At 69.5% G+C, this 18288-nt stretch carries 14 protein-coding genes; 9 read left to right on the forward strand and 5 right to left on the reverse strand.

What is annotated here, in order from left to right:
• Positions 1–41: 41 nt before the first annotated feature.
• Entirely contained in the window at positions 42–2336 is a 2295-nt protein-coding gene (locus ACIQWG_RS23035; RefSeq protein ID WP_404098796.1) for a heterodisulfide reductase-related iron-sulfur binding cluster, read from the reverse strand.
• A 184-nt stretch (positions 2337–2520) separates the two neighbouring features.
• On the opposite strand from ACIQWG_RS23035, the gene ACIQWG_RS23040 reads away from it, so the two are divergent.
• The 5 genes from ACIQWG_RS23040 (at position 2521) to ACIQWG_RS23060 (ending at position 7865) form a co-directional block, all read left to right on the forward strand.
• Entirely contained in the window at positions 2521–3585 is a 1065-nt protein-coding gene (locus ACIQWG_RS23040) for an MraY family glycosyltransferase (RefSeq protein ID WP_404098799.1), read from the forward strand.
• 94 nt (positions 3586–3679) lie between these two features.
• Positions 3680–5527 carry a molecular chaperone DnaK gene (gene dnaK, locus ACIQWG_RS23045; RefSeq protein ID WP_404098801.1) on the forward strand — a complete coding sequence of 616 codons (1848 nt, stop codon included), beginning with the start codon at positions 3680–3682 and terminating at the stop codon, positions 5525–5527.
• The gene (gene grpE / locus ACIQWG_RS23050) at positions 5527–6177 is read left to right on the forward strand and encodes a nucleotide exchange factor GrpE (protein ID WP_404098804.1); all 651 of its coding nucleotides are present in this window, start codon (positions 5527–5529) and stop codon (positions 6175–6177) included. Before dnaK ends, grpE begins: the two co-directional genes overlap by 1 nt.
• Before the next feature lie 36 nt (positions 6178–6213).
• Positions 6214–7395, forward strand: a complete 1182-nt coding sequence (gene dnaJ / locus ACIQWG_RS23055; RefSeq protein WP_404098806.1) for a molecular chaperone DnaJ — start codon at positions 6214–6216, stop codon at positions 7393–7395.
• Positions 7396–7400: 5 nt separating this feature from the next.
• Complete coding sequence (locus ACIQWG_RS23060; protein WP_404098808.1) at positions 7401–7865, forward strand: heat shock protein transcriptional repressor HspR; 465 nt, start codon at positions 7401–7403, stop codon at positions 7863–7865.
• A gap of 74 nt (positions 7866–7939) precedes the next feature.
• Here ACIQWG_RS23060 and ACIQWG_RS23065 read toward each other — a convergent pair whose 3' ends face one another.
• On the reverse strand, positions 7940–9628 hold the full coding sequence (locus ACIQWG_RS23065) for a fibronectin type III domain-containing protein (protein WP_404098810.1): 1689 nt from the start codon (positions 9626–9628) through the stop codon (positions 7940–7942).
• 294 nt (positions 9629–9922) lie between these two features.
• On the opposite strand from ACIQWG_RS23065, the gene ACIQWG_RS23070 reads away from it, so the two are divergent.
• Entirely contained in the window at positions 9923–11047 is a 1125-nt protein-coding gene (locus ACIQWG_RS23070; RefSeq protein ID WP_404098811.1) for a substrate-binding domain-containing protein, read from the forward strand.
• Positions 11048–11464: 417 nt separating this feature from the next.
• A complete protein-coding gene (locus ACIQWG_RS23075; protein WP_404098813.1) occupies positions 11465–12574 on the forward strand; it encodes a LuxR C-terminal-related transcriptional regulator in 1110 nt (369 codons plus the stop codon).
• Between the two features lie 45 nt (positions 12575–12619).
• Here the strand turns inward: ACIQWG_RS23075 and ACIQWG_RS23080 are convergent, their stop codons facing one another.
• Complete coding sequence (locus ACIQWG_RS23080) at positions 12620–13591, reverse strand: helix-turn-helix transcriptional regulator (RefSeq protein WP_404098816.1); 972 nt, start codon at positions 13589–13591, stop codon at positions 12620–12622.
• 382 nt (positions 13592–13973) lie between these two features.
• On the opposite strand from ACIQWG_RS23080, the gene ACIQWG_RS23085 reads away from it, so the two are divergent.
• Positions 13974–14309, forward strand: a complete 336-nt coding sequence (locus ACIQWG_RS23085; RefSeq protein WP_062673604.1) for a hypothetical protein — start codon at positions 13974–13976, stop codon at positions 14307–14309.
• Between the two features lie 184 nt (positions 14310–14493).
• On the opposite strand, the gene ACIQWG_RS23090 is transcribed toward ACIQWG_RS23085, so the two are convergent.
• Positions 14494–14907: a pyridoxamine 5'-phosphate oxidase family protein gene (locus tag ACIQWG_RS23090; protein ID WP_404098819.1), complete on the reverse strand. Its 414-nt coding sequence runs from the start codon at positions 14905–14907 to the stop codon at positions 14494–14496.
• Positions 14908–15026: 119 nt separating this feature from the next.
• On the opposite strand from ACIQWG_RS23090, the gene clpB reads away from it, so the two are divergent.
• Positions 15027–17636, forward strand: coding sequence for an ATP-dependent chaperone ClpB (clpB, locus tag ACIQWG_RS23095; protein ID WP_404098821.1), 2610 nt, complete (start codon positions 15027–15029; stop codon positions 17634–17636).
• 57 nt (positions 17637–17693) lie between these two features.
• Here the strand turns inward: clpB and ACIQWG_RS23100 are convergent, their stop codons facing one another.
• Positions 17694–18191 carry a hypothetical protein gene (locus tag ACIQWG_RS23100; protein ID WP_404098823.1) on the reverse strand — a complete coding sequence of 166 codons (498 nt, stop codon included), beginning with the start codon at positions 18189–18191 and terminating at the stop codon, positions 17694–17696.
• Between the last annotated feature and the right edge of the window lie 97 nt (positions 18192–18288).

Here is an 18288-nt window from a genome sequence, read left to right on the forward strand (position 1 = left end):
GGACAGGGGGCGTCGTCGGCTGTTCGGCCCGAGGGCGCCGGTTACTTCGCCGGTGCCGGCTCCGGCGCGTTCTCCGCCTCGGCCTCGCCCGTCGGGGGCTCGTCGTCCGTGACCGGCGTCTTGACGGAATCCAGCAGCAGCTGGGCGACGTCGACGACCTGGATGGACTCCTTGGCCTTGCCGTCGTTCTTCTTGCCGTTCACCGAGTCCGTGAGCATGACCAGGCAGAACGGGCAGGCCGTCGAGACGATGTCGGGATTGACGGAGAGAGCCTCGTCGACGCGCTCGTTGTTGATGCGCTTGCCGATCCGCTCCTCCATCCACATCCGCGCACCACCGGCGCCGCAGCAGAAGCCGCGCTCCTTGTGGCGGTGCATCTCCTCGTTGCGGACGCCCGGGACGGCGGCGATGATCTCGCGCGGCGGCGTGTAGATCTTGTTGTGCCGGCCCAGGTAGCAGGGGTCGTGGTAGGTGATGATGCCCTCGACCGGGGTCACCGGGACCAGCTTGCCCTCGTCCACCAGGTGCTGGAGCAGCTGGGTGTGGTGGATGACCTCGTAGTCGCCGCCGATCTGCGGGTACTCGTTGCCGATCGTGTTCAGGCAGTGCGGGCAGGTGGCGACGATCTTCTTGGCCGACTTGGGCTTGCGGGACTCCTCGGTCACCTTGCCGTCGTCGTCCATCTCCTCGCCGAACGCCATGTTCAGCGCCATGACGTTCTCCATGCCGAGCTCCTGGAACAGGGGCTCGTTGCCGAGGCGGCGGGCGGAGTCACCGGTGCACTTCTCGTCGCCGCCCATGATCGCGAACTTCACGCCCGCGATGTGCAGCAGCTCGGCGAAGGCCTTGGTGGTCTTCTTGGCCCGGTCCTCCAGGGCGCCGGCGCAGCCGACCCAGTACAGGTACTCGACCTCGGTGAGGTCCTCGATGTCCTGGCCGACGACCGGGACCTCGAAGTCGACCTCCTTGAGCCACTCCAGGCGCTGCTTCTTCGCCAGGCCCCAGGGGTTGCCCTTCTTCTCCAGGTTCTTGAGCATCGTGCCCGCCTCGGACGGGAACGCGGACTCGATCATCACCTGGTAGCGGCGCATGTCGACGATGTGGTCGATGTGCTCGATGTCCACCGGGCACTGCTCGACACAGGCGCCGCAGGTGGTGCAGGACCACAGCACGTCCGGGTCGATGACGCCGTTCTCTTCCGCGGTGCCGATCAGCGGACGCTCGGCCTCCGCCAGCGCCTCGGCAGGCACTGAGGCGAGCTGCTCCTCGGACGCCTTCTCCTCGCCCTCCATGGTCTTGCCGCCGCCGGCCAGCAGGTACGGCGCCTTGGCGTGCGCGTGGTCGCGCAGCGACATGATCAGCAGCTTGGGGGAGAGGGGCTTGCCGGTGTTCCAGGCGGGGCACTGCGACTGGCAGCGGCCGCACTCGGTGCAGGTGGAGAAGTCCAGCAGGCCCTTCCAGGAGAACTGCTCGACCTGGGAGACGCCGAAGACGTCGTCGTCACCGGGGTCGGTGAAGTCGATCGGCTTGCCGCCGGAGGTCATCGGCTGGAGGGCGCCCAGGGCGGTCCCGCCGGTCGCCTCGCGCTTGAACCAGATGTTCGGGAAGGCCAGGAAGCGGTGCCAGGCCACACCCATGTTGGTGTTCAGCGAGACGACGATCATCCAGATGAACGAGGTGCCGATCTTCACCATGGCGGTGAGGTAGACCAGGTTCTGAAGCACACCGACGCTGAGTCCCTTGAAGGCCAGGACCAGCGGGTACGAGGCGAAGTACGCCGCCTCGTAGTGCTCCACGTGGTGGATCGCGCCCTCCAGGCCCCGCAGCACGTAGATCGCGAGGCCGATGGTGAGGATCACGTACTCGACGAAGTACGCCTGGCCCGACTTGGAGCCCGCGAAGCGGGACTTGCGGCCGGGGCGCGAGGGCAGGCTCAGCAGGCGGATCACGATGAGCACCGCGATGCCCAGGATCGTCATCACGCCGATGAACTCGATGTACAGCTCGAACGGCAGGAAGCCGCCGATGATCGGCAGCGTCCAGTCGGCCTGGAAGAGCTGGCCGAACGCCTGGGCCAGGGTCGGCGGCAGCGTCAGGAAGCCGACCGCCACGAACCAGTGCGCGACGCCGACGATGCCCCACCGGTTCATCCGGGTGTGGCCGAGGAACTCCTTCACCAGCGTCACGCTGCGCGCGTAGGGGTTGTCGGTACGGCTGCCGGCCGGGACCGGCTGGCCGAGTTTGAAGTACCGGACGAACTGGCCGATGGCGCGTGCGAGCAGCGCAACGCCGACCACGGTCAGCACCAGCGACACGATGATCGCGGCGAGTTGCATTTCGGGGCTCCTCGGGCCTGCGAGGCGACATTACTAAGCGGTAACTTATGCAGTCCTCTGAGACTACCCGCATCCTCCATCGCACTGTAGCCAGGCGCGGGGTGATCTGAGTCGCTGAGGGTTGCCTTAAGAACGGATCGTGTTATTCATCCCGAAATGGTATATACGCCACTAACCTAGCCCCGTGCTTTACGGTATCGCTGCCGCAACCGCCGCCCTCCTTCTCGCCGCCCTGCTCGCGGCGCTCTTCCGCCTGCCCGCCCTGCGCTTCGGCATCGTGGACCGCCGGCGGCAGCGTCCGCTGCCCCTGCTCGGCGGAGTGGCCGTCGCGCTCGTGACATGCCTGGTCGCCGGTGCGGGGGAGTGGACGGGGGTCGCCCGGCTGGGCCCGGAGATCATGCGGCTGCTGATCGCCGCGGGCGCCGTCGCCGTGCTCGGGCTGGTCGCCGACGTCCGCCGGGTCAAGGCGCGGTTCCTGGTCGGCGGTACGGCCGTGGCGGCCGCCTGTGTGGTGCCGTACGGCGACACGGGCATCCTGCTGGGCCTGGTCGCCGTCGGCTGGATCGTCGCCGTCGCCGTCGGCTTCAAGGCGCTCGATCACGCGGACGCGCTGGTCGGCACGGTCGGGGTGCTCACCGCGTTCGGTGTCGGCGTGTGCGCGGCGGCCGAGGTGATGGACGAACTGGCCGTCCTGCTCAGCGTGCTGGCCGCCGCCCTGACCGGGTTCCTCATGCACAACTGGCATCCCGCGAAGATCGGGCTCGGGGCGTCCGGCTCGCTGTTCGTCGGGTTCGTGCTGGCGTCGTCGGCCGTGATGACCCGTGCCGGGCACGACCCGGTGTCGAGCGCGGGCGTGCTCTACGCGCTCACCTTCCTCGCCACCGCCGACGTCCTGCTCGTGGCGCTGTCCCGGCGGCTGGCCGGACGGCCGCTGCTGCGGGGCGGGCCGGACCATCTCGCCCACCGGCTGCGCCGGGTCGGCCTCACTCCGCAGGGGGTGACGGTCCTGCTGGGTGCCGGGGCCTTCGCCGGGGTACTCGTCGGCGTCCTCGTGCACATGGGATGGATGGCGCGGTCCGGGACGTTGTGGGTGGGGGTGGCTGCCCTGATCGCCGTGTTCGCGTTGCTGCACATCAAGACCTACGGGCCTCGGCGTCAACCCAGCTTTCCGGTGCAGGACTCCGTTCGGGCGTCCGCGCGGGTCGCGTCTTCGCAGGTGGGAGCCCAGTTGCGCGTAAGGAACGGATAAGAGTTGAGTGAGGGCGACTCAGGTCTGTTGACCCATCGGGAGCCGTCGTGCACACTTGAGTCCGTTCCACTCAAGTCAGCTGGAGGAATCAACCATGGCACGTGCGGTCGGCATCGACCTGGGCACGACTAACTCCGTCGTCAGCGTTCTGGAGGGCGGCGAGCCCACCGTCATCACCAACGCCGAGGGTGCCAGGACCACGCCGTCCGTCGTCGCCTTCGCGAAGAACGGCGAAGTGCTGGTCGGCGAGGTCGCCAAGCGTCAGGCGGTCACCAACGTGGACCGGACCATCAGGTCCGTGAAGCGCCACATGGGCACCGACTGGAAGACGGAGCTCGACGGGAAGCCCTTCAACCCGCAGCAGATGTCCGCCTTCATCCTCCAGAAGCTGAAGCGCGACGCCGAGTCCTACCTGGGCGAGAAGGTGACCGACGCGGTCATCACCGTCCCGGCGTACTTCAACGACTCCGAGCGCCAGGCGACGAAGGAGGCCGGCGAGATCGCCGGTCTGAACGTCCTGCGCATCGTCAACGAGCCCACCGCGGCCGCGCTGGCGTACGGCCTCGACAAGGACGACCAGACGATCCTCGTCTTCGACCTCGGTGGCGGCACCTTCGACGTGTCCCTCCTGGAGATCGGCGACGGCGTCGTCGAGGTGAAGGCCACCAACGGTGACAACCACCTCGGTGGTGACGACTGGGACCAGCGTGTCGTCGACTACCTGGTGCAGCAGTTCAAGTCCGGTCACGGCGTGGACCTCGCCAAGGACAAGATGGCCCTCCAGCGTCTGCGTGAGGCTGCCGAGAAGGCCAAGATCGAGCTGTCCTCGTCCACCGAGACCTCGATCAACCTGCCCTACATCACCGCCTCCGCCGAGGGCCCCCTGCACCTCGACGAGAAGCTCACCCGCGCCCAGTTCCAGCAGCTGACCGCGGACCTCCTGGAGCGCTGCAAGACCCCGTTCTTCAACGTCATGAAGGACGCCGGCGTCTCCATCAACGAGATCGACCACGTCGTCCTCGTCGGTGGCTCCACCCGCATGCCCGCCGTCGCCGAGCTCGTCAAGGAGCTGACCGGCGGCAAGGAGGCCAACAAGGGCGTGAACCCGGACGAGGTCGTCGCCATCGGCGCCTCGCTCCAGGCCGGTGTCCTCAAGGGTGAGGTCAAGGACGTCCTGCTCCTCGACGTGACCCCGCTGTCCCTCGGTATCGAGACCAAGGGCGGCATCATGACCAAGCTCATCGAGCGCAACACCACGATCCCGACCAAGCGGTCCGAGATCTTCACGACGGCCGAGGACAACCAGCCGTCCGTGCAGATCCAGGTCTACCAGGGCGAGCGCGAGATCGCGGCGTACAACAAGAAGCTCGGCATGTTCGAGCTCACGGGCCTGCCCCCGGCCCCGCGCGGCGTCCCGCAGATCGAGGTCTCCTTCGACATCGACGCCAACGGCATCATGCACGTGACCGCCAAGGACCTGGGCACGGGCAAGGAGCAGAAGATGACCGTCACCGGCGGCTCCTCGCTGCCGAAGGACGAAGTCGACCGGATGCGCCAGGAGGCCGAGCAGTACGCGGAGGAGGACCACCGCCGCCGCGAGGCCGCAGAGTCCCGCAACCAGGGCGAGCAGCTCGTCTACCAGACGGAGAAGTTCCTCAAGGACAACGAGGACAAGGTCCCCGGCGAGGTCAAGACCGAGGTCGAGGCCGCCGTCGAGGAGCTGAAGACCGCGCTCAAGGGCGAGGACACCGCCGAGATCCGCACCGCCACCGAGAAGGTCGCCGCGGTCTCCCAGAAGGTCGGCCAGGCCATGTACGCCGACGCCCAGGCCGGACAGGCCGCGGGCGGTCCCGAGGGCGCCACCCAGGGCGGCAAGGCCGCTGACGACGACGTCGTCGACGCCGAGATCGTGGACGACGAGCGCAAGGACGGTGTCGCGTAATGACGGAGGAGACCCCGGGCTTCGAGGAGAAGCCCGACGTCCCCTCCGGCGCGACCCCTGACGACGCCGAGTCGAAGGCCGCTCCTCAGGAGGGGGCGGCCCCGGCCGGGGACGAGGCAGCTCACATCGCCGGCCTGACGGCGCAGCTGGACCAGGTGCGCAAGGCGCTCGAAGAGCGCACCGCGGACCTCCAGCGGCTCCAGGCCGAGTTCCAGAACTACCGCCGCCGGGTGGAGCGGGACCGGATCACGGTCAAGGAGGTCGCCATCGCGAACCTGCTGACCGAGCTCCTGCCCGTGCTCGACGACATCGGCCGCGCGCGGGAACACGGCGAACTCGTCGGCGGATTCAAGTCCGTCGGGGAGTCGCTGGAGACCGTGGCGGCGAAGATGGGTCTTCAGCAGTTCGGCAAGGAGGGCGAGCCCTTCGACCCGACGATCCACGAGGCGCTCATGCACTCCTACGCGCCGGACGTCACCGAGACGACCTGCGTCGCGATCCTCCAGCCGGGGTATCGCATCGGCGAGCGCACCATCCGCCCCGCGCGGGTGGCCGTGGCCGAGCCCCAGCCGGGCGCGCAGACCGTCAAGTCGGAGGAGTCCGGCGAGGCGGCCGACGACAAGGAGAGCGGTGGCCCGGACGAGGGCTGACGTTGAACTGACGAGGAGAGAGGAGGGACGTCGAGGATGAGCACCAAGGACTTCATCGAGAAGGACTACTACAAGGTCCTCGGCGTCCCCAAGGACGCCACCGAGGCCGAGATCAAGAAGGCGTACCGGAAGCTCGCCCGCGAGAACCACCCGGACGCCAACAAGGGCAACGCCAAGGCGGAGGAGCGCTTCAAGGAGATCTCCGAGGCGAACGACGTCCTCGGCGACCCCAAGAAGCGCAAGGAGTACGACGAGGCGCGCACCCTGTTCGGCAACGGCGGCTTCCGCCCGGGGCCGGGCGGCACGGGCGGCTCCTTCAACTTCGACCTGGGCGACCTCTTCGGAGGCGGCGCCCAGGGCGGACAGCAAGGAGCGGGCGGCTTCGGCGGCGGACTCGGTGACGTCTTCGGGGGCCTGTTCAACCGCGGCGGTACGGGCACCACCCGCACCCAGCCACGCCGGGGCCAGGACATCGACACCGAGGTCAGCCTCAGCTTCACCGAGGCGATCGAGGGGGCGACGGTCCCGCTGCGGATGTCCTCGCAGTCGCCGTGCAAGGCGTGCGCGGGCACCGGCGACAAGAACGGCACACCCCGGGTGTGCCCGACCTGCGTCGGCACCGGCCAGGTGGCCCGGGGTTCGGGCGGCGGCTTCTCGCTCACCGACCCCTGCCCCGACTGCAAGGGGCGCGGCCTGATCGCCGAGCACCCGTGCATGGAGTGCAAGGGCAGCGGCCGCGCGAAGTCGTCCCGGACCATGCAGGTCCGCATCCCGGCCGGGGTGTCGGACGGTCAGCGCATCAGGCTGCGCGGCAAGGGAGCGCCCGGCGAGCGCGGCGGCCCGGCGGGCGACCTGTACGTCACCGTGCACGTCGACGCCCACCCGGTGTTCGGCCGCAAGGGCGACAACCTCACGGTGACCGTCCCCGTGACCTTCACGGAGGCGGCGCTGGGCGGCGAGGTCAGGGTCCCCACCCTGGGCGGACCGCCGGTCACCCTGAAACTGCCGCCGGGCACGCCCAACGGCCGCACCATGCGGGCGCGGGGCAAGGGCGCGGTCCGCAAGGACGGCACGCGCGGAGACCTGCTGGTCACCGTCGAGGTGAGTGTCCCGAAGGACCTTTCGGGGAAGGCTCGTGACGCGCTCGAGGCGTATCGCGAGGCGACCGCGGGTGAGGATCCGCGGGCGGAGCTGTTCGAGGCCGCGAAGGGAGCATGACGGTGATGGACGGTCGTCGACGCGGTGACAATTTCCGTGGGCCGTATGAACTGACCGAGGAGACCCCGGTCTACGTCATCTCGGTGGCGGCCCAGCTCTCCGGCCTGCACCCGCAGACACTGCGCCAGTACGACCGTCTGGGCCTGGTGTCCCCGGACCGCACGGCCGGCCGCGGCCGGCGCTACTCGGCCCGCGACATCGAACTGCTCCGCCAGGTGCAGGCGTTGTCGCAGGACGAGGGCATCAACCTGGCCGGCATCAAGCGCATCATCGAACTGGAGAACCAGGTCGCCGCCCTCCAGGCCAGGGTGGCGGAGCTCCAGGCCGCCGTCGAGGGCGCCGCGGCGGCGATGCAGCAGCGCGAGGCGGCGGTGCACGCGTCCTACCGGCGCGATCTGGTGCCGTACCAGGAGGTGCAGCAGACCAGCGCGTTGGTGGTGTGGCGGCCGAAGCGGCAGCAGAACGACTGACGTCACGTCAGGACACAGAAGGGGCCGTGGGTACGAACCCACGGCCCCTTCGTCTGTTGCGCGGTGCTCGGGACCTACGGCGTGGTGACCGCCGTGTCGCCCGCCGGCAGGCTCTCCGTGCCGTCCGCGGACACGGCCGTGACCCAGTAGTAGGACGTGGTGCCGCGCGAGACGCCGGTGTCGTAGTACTGGTGGGTACCGGAGGCGGCGTCGGTGATCTTCTCGTAGGCCGAAGTCGCCCGGTTCCAGCGGTAGACGCGGTAGCCGTTCTCGGCCTGCGCCCCGGACCACTCCAGGAGGTTGCCCTCGGCGCCCTCGGCCGGGGTGACGGTGAGCGTCAGGGGCGAACCCTCGGGCGTCGGCGTGCTCGGCGTCAGGTCCAGCTCGGTCGCGACGACGATCTCGGCCTCGCGGGTCCACTGGAAGCTGGAGTTCCAGTCGTCGTCGACGGCATCGACGATGAAGCAGGACTCCTCGCCGTCCGGGACGGTGGTGTAGGCGTACGAGGTGGTATCGGCGGAGAGGTAGTAGCCCGGGTAGAGGGAGCACATCCGCTCCTCCTCGTCACCGAGCAGCTCACCCCGGCGCACCACGTAACGCGCCAGATCGGGCGTGGGGTTGGCGTCCCAGCTGACATGGAAGCCGTACTCGGTCGGTGTGACCTTCACGCCGGTCACAGCGGACGGCGGGGTGAGGTCCTTGCGCTTGCCGCTCACGGCCGAGGACCGCGCGGACTCGTTGCCCGCGGCGTCGAGGGAGGTCGCCCGGTAGAAGTAGGTGGTGCCTTCCACGGCCGAGGTGTCCACGTAGGACGCGTCGGAGGTGGCGCCGACGCGCGTGTACGTCCCGTCCGCGGTGGCCGCCCGGTACACCCGGTACGACGTGGCCCCCTCGACGGCACCCCAGCCGACCCACAGCCCGTCCTGCCGGGAATCCGTGCTCAGCCCACCCGGGACGCCGGGCGCCGTGCGGTCGGCTGTGGTCACCGTCAGCGAAGCCGTCCCCACTGACGCGTTGCCGGCCTTGTCGTAGGCGCGGACGGAGTACTCGTAGGCGGCGCCCGTGACCGGGAGGGAGGTGTCGGTGAACGACGTCGAGGTCGTCGTGGCCAGCGGAGCGGCGGGATACGAGCCGCCCTTGACCCGGCGGTGGACGCGATACCCCGCGAGGTCCATCTCCTTGTTCCCGGCCCAGGTCAGCCTGGCCTTGCCGGTGGCCCGGTCGTAGGTCACGGCCGCGCCCGTCGGGCTGAGCGGTGCGATCTTGTCGACGGAGGCCGAAGTGCGGGGCGTGTAGCCGACCTTGACGCGGGCGGACCCGGTCCAGTTCACGTAGTCGATCCGCAGGGCGTGCTTGCCCTTCGGGATGTCGACGTTGACGGTCTTGGACACCGTCGTGGAGAGGTTCTTCCAGAGGTTGATCTTCAGGTTGCCGTCGACGTAGACGCGGATGCCGTCCAGACCGGACGCGCTGAGAGTGAACGGCCCGCCGGACCCGAAGTCGCGGGTCACGCTCCAGCGGACGCCGAAGTTGTTCGTCGGCAGTCCCGAAGCCGGGGCGCCCGTGCCCCAGTTCTGGTCGATGACGCCGTCGCAGTCGGTCCTGCGCGGCGTGCCGGAGAAGCTGGTATTCGCGTAGAATGTCCGCTTGAACACCGGTGAGGTGCAGGTGACCGCCGCGGAGGCGGGGGCCGCGACGGCGGTGACGAGTCCTGCGGCGGTGGCGAGCACGACCGTGGCGGCCGTGCCTCTGGCTGGGTTCATTCGATCCTCTGGTCGAGTAACGGGACAGCGGGGCGAGCTGTCCTCATCAGGACTCGCGAGGAATGGGGTTGGTTGTACGGATCTTGGTCACACGTTCGATCGAGGTTCGGTGGAGGGGGTGTAACGGGCGTTTGGAGGGGTTCCGCTATGTCTTTACATGATCAGCGGAGCGTGGTGTTGCGCACTCGTTAAGTGATTCCGCTTGACGCTGGGGGGCGTCGACGCGTTGTCTTTTCAGACATCTGGGCGCTCTGGCGCGCCCGTGTCCCGAAGGCACCAGAAGTGAGCTTCTTTATGCGTCCCTTGCGCCCCCTGCGCCGCACCGCCACCGCCGTGGCCGCCGCATCCACGATGACCCTCTCGCTGGCCGCGTGCGGGGCACTGGGTGTCACCGGGGACAGCAGTGAGGCGAGCCCGACCAAGGGCAACGACCTCACGGTGGGGCTGCTGCTGCCGGAGACGGCGAACACGCGCTACGACAAGTTCGACTTCCCCATCATCAGAAGCAAGGTCCTGGAGCTCACCGACAAGCAGGGCAGCGTCGTCTACAAGAACGCGGACGCGGACGCGGGCAAGCAGGAGACCCAGCTGGAGCAGATGATCGCCGACCAGGTCGACGTGATCCTGCTGGACGCCGTCGACGCGCACGCCATCTCCGGCGGGGTGCAGAAGGCCAAGGACGCCGGCATCCCGGTCATCGCCTACGACCGCCTGGCCGAGGGGCCGATCGACGCCTACGTGTCCTTCGACAACGAACTGGTCGGCGAGGTCCAGGGCCGCAGCCTGCTGGAGGCCATGGGGGAGGTCGACTCCTCCGACAAGATCGTCATGATGAACGGCTCGCCCACCGACCCCAACGCCAAGCAGTTCAAGGCGGGCGCCCTCTCCGAGCTCAACGGCTCGGTGGACATCGCCAAGTCCTACGACACCAAGGACTGGAAGCCGGAGAACGCCCAGGCCAACATGGCCGCGGCGATCAAGTCCATAGGCGCGAACAACATCAAGGGCGTCTACTCCGCCAACGACGGCATGGCCGGCGGCGTCATCAAGGCCCTGGAGGCGGCGGGCGTGACCGATCTGCCGCCGATCACCGGGCAGGACGCCGAACTGGACGCCGTCCAGCGGATCCTGGCCGGCGAGCAGTTCATGAGTGTGTACAAGTCGTACCCGCAGGAGGCCGAGAGCGCCGCCGAGATGGCCGTCGCCAAGGTGCAGGGCCACGACATCCAGTTCGAGGCGCTCGCGCAGGACCAGGTCGACAGCCCGACGGACAAGAAGATCCCGGCCCTGCTGGTCCCGGTGGTCGCCCTGACGAAGCAGAACATCAAGGACACCGTCCTCGCGGACGGGATCTACGAGGTGTCCGACATCTGCACGGCGCAGTACAAGTCGGACTGCTCGGCGGCCGGGATCAAGTAGCGGCTTTGCGACTGCGTTCGGTCGTCCCGCGGTCCGCTCCGGACCTCCCGGCGAGCTCTCGGCTCCGGCCGGGAGCGGCCTTCGGTTGGCGCGGTTCGGCCGGACCGTAGGGACGCCACCCCGTCTCCGCGTCCCTCCGCCCTTCTCCCCCTCCGCCTTTGCTGCACACAGCGCAAAGGCCGGAAGACACCGTCAGCTTGTTGCAACTCGGCCGACGGAGGCCCAGAAATACCCGGACGAACTGGTGTTTTGCGACGCCCGTCCCCGGGGGAGCCGTGTTGCGGAGCACGGCCGGTCCGCGCATAGTTGCGCTGCGGAAGCGCGAGCGAACCGCAGGGCCGCACGGCCGGGCCTCGACCCCGCGCTCCGGAGGTGAGCGAGCCGGCGAACGAGGCAGGAACCGGGGGTGGATGGGCGATGGCCGGGCACGGGGCGCAGGAGCATCCACACGGTGCCGACCGGCTGTGCGAGGCCGGGGACCGCGTGTACGCGCGTGCCGTACGGCACGGCCGGGTGCCGCGCCAGGACGCGGAGCCGGTGCCCTGTCTGCTGGAACTGGCGCTGCTGCACCCCGACCCCGACGACATGGCCTGGCTGGTGCCCACGTCCCCGCAGGAGGTCATGACCCGCCTGCTGCGCGGGGTGTACGACGAGGTGAGCGCGAGCCAGCGGCGGATGGGCTCGGCGGTGGCCGCGTTCGAGTGGTACGCCGGACTCGGGCCCCTCGCGGCACAGTCCGCCGGCGCCGACGGCATGGCGCCGGGCTCGGCGATCCGGGTCCTGGAGGGCGACGCGCGCATCCAGGCCGCGCTGGACGAGGCGACGCAGGCCTGCACCGGGGAGGTGCTGACCGTGCAGCCCGGCGGCATCCGTCCCGAGCACGAGCTGACGGAGGGGCTGCACCGGGCGATGGCGCTGCGGGGGCGGGGCGTGCGCATGCGCGACCTGTACACGCACGTGGCCCGGCACGGTCAGGGACTGCTCAACTACCTCGAGCTGATGGGCGATTCGGTGGAGGCCCGCACTCTGGACGAGGTGATCGACCGGCTGATCCTCTTCGACCGCACGGTGGCCTTCATCCCGGCGAACGCCGACCGCACGATGGCGCTGGAGCTGCGCCATCCGGGGCTGGTGCACTACCTGGTGACGGTGTTCGAGCGGCTGTGGCGGCTCGCGATCCCCCTGACGGCCCCGCTCCCCGACACCGGCATCGAGGGCATCTCCCACCGCGAGCAGTCCATCGCCGCGCTGCTCGCCGAGGGGCATCAGGACGCGGTGATCGCGGAACGGCTGGGGATAAGCGTGCGGACGTGCCGGGCGCACATCGCCCGTCTGTCGGAGACGCTGGGGGCGGCGAGCCGTACCCAACTGGGGGTGCGGATCGCCCAGGTGGGCCTGGACCGTTCGCGCGCCTCGTCCTCCGACGCCGCGGTGATCAGAGTCGCCGGGGTGCCCGGGCTGCCCGCGGGCCGTGGGGTGCCCGGGGGACATGGGGTGCCCGGTCAGGAATCCCCGACCGGCCGATGAGAGGGCCGAGTGGGGCGCGGGGCCGCGGTGGCGGACGCGCCTCGGTCACAGGTGGCCGTCTCCCCCCGACGAGGACTGGTCCGCCTCCAGCAGCCCCGACTGGGCGATGAGATAGCCGAGTTGGGCCCGGCTCCCGCTGCCCAGGGCGGTGGCCAGCTTGGCGATATGGGCCCGGCAGGTGCGTACGTTCATGCCCAGGCGGCGGGCTATCGCCTCGTCGACATGCCCCTCCACGAGGAGCTTGGCGATGGAGTGCTGGATCTCCGTGATCCCGTCCGGCGCGGTCTCGTAGGGCGCGTGTTCGGTGAGCGGCACCGCGCGGCTCCACATGAACTCGAAGACCTTGATGAGGTACCGGATGAGCCCCGGCTGGCGCAGTTCCAGGGCCACCTGCTGGTCGTCCCGGGTGGGGATGAAGGCGACCGACTCGTCGCAGATGATGAGGCGCTCGACCAACTCGTCGATGGTGCGGTACTCCACCTTGCCGTCCGAGAGTTGGGCGACGTACGCCAGCTTCCCCGGGTTGTGGCGCACGGTGTGCTGGTAGAGGGTCCGTATCCGCACGCCCCGCTCGATCAGCGGCCGGTCCCGCTCCAGGCCCTGCAACAGGCTGCTCTCCGAGATGCGGTTGCTGGGCTGCACCGTGAGCATCTCGGTCCGGCACTGGGCCGTGGCCAGGTTGAGGGCGGCGTTGATCCGCTCTCCGCCCTCCAGCACGGTGATGGAGTGCGTGCTCCCCGGTACCTGGGTACTGAGGTCCATGAAGGGTTGCAGGGCCTCGGCCAGGCCGACCGACAACCGCCGGCGTTCGGCGATCTCCCGTTCGATCGGATTGAGACGCTGGGCGAGGGCGACCGACGCCGGCACCGGGCGCAGCCAGTCCGGGTCGTCCGGGTCCGGGTAGAGCAGCGCGAACTCCACCAGGCAGGGAGCGGCCTCCACGTCCGCGCGAGCGATACGCCCCGTGCGCAGCGCGTTCGCATAGAGTCGGCCACCTTCCGCGCACATCTCGGTCATCGCATGGGGATGTGTCGCTTTAGTCTGATTCGTTGTCAAATCTCCACCCCCCAGGGTCCTGAACATGCAGGAACATGATGCACCGATCGTGTGGCCATGAAGTGCCCGAATGAGCCATCGTCTTACTCGACGGGGGAAGAGGGGACCTTCAAGTGAGGACGAAGCCGACTATGCGGAACAGAATGCTTCGCTCGATTCTTGTCGCCGCCTTCTCCACCGTTATGGCCTTCGGAGTCCTGAGTGGCCTCTCGGAAGCGAAGAGCGACTTGCGGGCGGACAGCAGCTGGCCCAGCCAGGCCCAGACTGTCACGATCGCCACGGACAGTTCGTGGCCGGTCGCCCCGGTCGCCAGCGAGGAGAGCAGCAGCGGGCAGGAGTCGGCATGACCACCCCACCCGACGACCGTTCCTTTCGCCGCGAGATGGCTACCGCCTACCGCTCCGGCTGGCACTTCATCGACCTGGTCACCGCGATCCCCCACCCCGGTGACTCGTTGATGGTGACGGTCTTCGGAGAACCGGTCGTGGTCACGCGGGACGAGGACGAGGACGTACGGGCATACCGGTGTCTGCGGCGGCCCCGGGGGGCGCCACAGCCCGTGCGGTGCGCCATCCGGTACGGAATGATCTTCGTCAACCTCGATCAGCGCGACCACCGGCTGGTGGAGCCGGAGGCCCCGGCCCCAAGGACCATCTCAGCCACCCCCCGCAGTGCCTGACGCGATTCCCCCGTCGTAACAGATCGCTCAGGTGCTTCCCCCCGCAGCGGCGTCACCGTGACCTGAACACGGTGACGCCGCTGCAGTTTTGCGGGGACATTTCCCCGTATCCGCCCGTTCCGGCGGTGGCCGAAACCGGGCGACCGGTATCCGGCCAACCCGTGCCATGCCACCTTGCGTGCGCTCACCCCTGCCCCATCGCCCGCGTCAGTTCGATCTCGATGACCACGCGGTCGGGATTCGGCGCCGGCGTCCGCCGGTAGCGGACCGCGTACCGCCGCACGGCCTCCGCGACCCGCTCCGGCTCGGTCCTGACGTACGCCCGCCCCTCCAGCGTCGCCCACCGCCGGCCGTCCACCTGGCACACGGCCACCCGGGCCCCGTCCGGGCCGGCGCGGCGGACATGCCGCACCTTCGCGGTGGACTTGTCGGCGATGATCCGAGCCAGACGTGCCTCGGGGTCGTATGTCACTCCGACGGGTACCACGTGAGGTGTGCCGTCCGGGCGCAGGGTCGTGAGGGTGCACAGGTGTTTCTCCTGCCAGAAGGCGAGGTACGGCGCGTCCGGCGCGGCAGGGTCCTGGGGGTATGCGGCCATGCCAGGGAAGCTAGTCGCCCCAAGCCTCCCGCGCCCACCTTGAGTGGAATACGCTCAACTTTGTGTACGCTGTTTCAGTCAGTACTGGGAGAAGCTGACACCAGGAGGAGAACGGACACGTGGACGCCGAGCTGACCAACAGGAGCCGGGACGCGATCAACGCGGCCAGCAACCGGGCCGTGACGGAGGGGCACCCGGATCTCACCCCCGCACACCTGCTGCTGGCTCTGCTCCAGGGGCAGGACAACGAGAACATCATCGATCTGCTGGCGGCCGTCGACGCCGACCAGGCCTCTGTGCGCGCGGACGCCGAGAAGGCGCTCGCCGCGCTGCCGAGCGTCACGGGGTCCACCGTGGCGCCCCCGCAGCCCAACCGGGACCTGCTCGCCGCGATCGCGGACGCCCAGGCGCGGGCGCAGGATCTCGGGGACGAGTACCTCTCCACCGAGCACCTGCTCATCGGCATCGCCGCCAAGGGCGGCCCGGCGGCGGACGTGCTCGGCCGGCAGGGGGTCACCGCCAAGAAGCTGCTGGACGCCTTCCGCAAGGCCCGCGGCGGCCGTCGGGTCACCAGCGCCGACCCGGAGGGGCAGTACAAGGCGCTGGAGAAGTTCGGCACCGACTTCACCGCCGCCGCGCGCGAGGGCAAGCTCGACCCGGTCATCGGGCGGGACCAGGAGATCCGGCGGGTCGTGCAGGTGCTGTCCCGCCGTACCAAGAACAACCCCGTCCTCATCGGCGAGCCCGGCGTCGGCAAGACCGCCGTCGTCGAGGGACTCGCCCAGCGGATCGTGAAGGGCGACGTGCCCGAGTCCCTCAAGGACAAGCGGCTCGTCGCGCTCGACCTGGGCGCCATGGTCGCCGGCGCCAAGTACCGCGGTGAGTTCGAGGAGCGGCTGAAGACCGTGCTCGCGGAGATCAAGGACTCCGACGGGCAGATCATCACCTTCATCGACGAGCTGCACACCGTCGTAGGCGCCGGAGCCGGCGGCGACTCCGCCATGGACGCCGGGAACATGCTCAAGCCGATGCTCGCGCGCGGCGAGCTGCGCATGGTCGGTGCCACGACGCTCGACGAGTACCGCGAGCGGATCGAGAAGGACCCCGCCCTGGAGCGGCGCTTCCAGCAGGTGCTGGTCGCCGAGCCGACGGTCGAGGACAGCATCGCGATCCTGCGCGGGCTCAAGGGACGCTACGAGGCTCACCACAAGGTGCAGATCGCCGACAGCGCGCTCGTGGCCGCCGCGACCCTCTCCGACCGGTACATCACCTCCCGGTTCCTCCCCGACAAGGCCATCGACCTGGTCGACGAGGCCGCCTCCCGGCTGCGTATGGAGATCGACTCCTCGCCGGTCGAGATCGACGAGCTCCAGCGGTCCGTGGACCGGCTGAAGATGGAGGAGCTCGCCCTCGACAAGGAGACCGACGCGGCCTCCCTGGAGCGTCTGGAGAAGCTGCGCCGCGACCTCGCCGACAAGGAGGAGGAGCTGCGCGGTCTGACCGCCCGCTGGGAGAAGGAGAAGCAGTCCCTCAACCGCGTCGGTGAGCTGAAGGAACGGCTCGACGAGGTGCGCGGCCAGGCCGAACGCGCCCAGCGCGACGGCGACTTCGACTCCGCCTCCAAGCTGCTGTACGGCGAGATCCCCGCCCTGGAGAAGGAGTTGGAGGCCGCCTCCGAGGCCGAGGAGGAGGCCGCCAAGGACACCATGGTCAAGGAGGAGGTCGGCTCGGACGACATCGCCGATGTCGTCGCCGCGTGGACCGGCATCCCGGCCGGGCGGCTGCTGGAGGGCGAGACGCAGAAGCTGCTGCGCATGGAGGACGAGCTGGGCAAGCGGCTCATCGGGCAGGGCGAGGCCGTGCGCGCGGTGTCGGACGCCGTACGCCGCACCCGTGCCGGTATCTCCGACCCGGACCGCCCGACCGGCTCCTTCCTCTTCCTCGGCCCGACCGGCGTCGGCAAGACCGAACTCGCCAAGGCCCTCGCCGACTTCCTCTTCGACGACGAGCGGGCCATGGTCCGCATCGACATGAGCGAGTACGGCGAGAAGCACAGCGTGGCCCGGCTGGTCGGTGCGCCTCCCGGCTACGTCGGCTACGAGGAAGGCGGCCAGCTGACCGAGGCGGTGCGCAGGCGGCCGTACAGCGTGGTGCTGCTCGACGAGGTGGAGAAGGCCCACCCGGAGGTCTTCGACGTGCTGCTCCAGGTGCTGGACGACGGACGGCTGACGGACGGTCAGGGCCGTACGGTCGACTTCCGCAACACGATCCTGGTGCTGACGTCCAACCTGGGCAGCCAGTTCCTGGTCGACCCGATCACCAGCGAGGCCGAGAAGAAGGAGCAGGTGCTGGAGGTGGTCCGGACCTCCTTCAAGCCGGAGTTCCTCAACCGCCTGGACGACCTGGTGGTGTTCTCGGCCCTGAACAAGGACGAGCTCGGCCGTATCGCCCGGCTCCAGATCAACCGCCTGGCCAAGCGGCTGGCCGAGCGCCGGCTCACGCTGGAGGTCACCGACGCGGCCCTGGCCTGGCTCGCCGACGAGGGCATGGACCCGGCCTACGGCGCCCGGCCGCTGCGCCGGCTCGTGCAGACCGCCATCGGCGACCGGCTGGCCAAGGAGATCCTCTCCGGCGAGGTCAAGGACGGCGACACGGTCCGGGTGGACTCCTTCGGGGAGGGGCTGATCGTGGGACCGGCGACCGAGGAGGCGACCGGCAAGACCCTCTGACACCGAGACCGGCGACGGCCCGCCCCGCACGACCGGGGCGGGCCGTCGCCGCTCACGTCACATGGTGAACGCGGCGAAGCGCACCAGGGCGGTGTCGGCGTCCTCGTACTCCACGCCGACCTGCACCGCGTGAGCGTCCGCCTTCGGCTCGGTCCCGGCGAGGTTCACATCGAGACAGAGATCGGCGTTCGCGCCGCCGCACGGCCGATTCCGCGGCGCGGGGGCGTCCGGATAGGTGGCGGTGAGCCAGTCCTGGACGTCGGCCCGCGGCATCCGGAAGGTCGCCCTGTAGTGGATGTCCTGGAAACCCTGCACCTCGCACGCCCCGACGAGCCGGGCTCCGTCGGGCAGGGCCGCACCGCCGAAGCGCAGGGCCTCGGCGCAGGGGACCTTCTCGGGGCCCGAGCGGCCCGGAGAGTCGTCCGCCATCACCCACACCGCCACCAGCGTCAGGATGCCCGCCAGGGCCAGCGCCGGCACGGCCGTGATCGAGGCGACCAGCCCCCACCGGGTACGGCCGCGAGACGCGCCCGGCCCGCCCTCCGTTTCGGACATCGCCCCCACCTCCCGTACGGGACCGCCACGACAGGCCAGATCATGTCAGCCGAGGGCTGACAGGCCCGGTCCGGGGTTGCCACCCCCCTCCCCGCAT

The organism is Streptomyces sp. NPDC098781, from assembly GCF_044759995.1.
GTDB lineage: Bacteria > Actinomycetota > Actinomycetes > Streptomycetales > Streptomycetaceae > Streptomyces.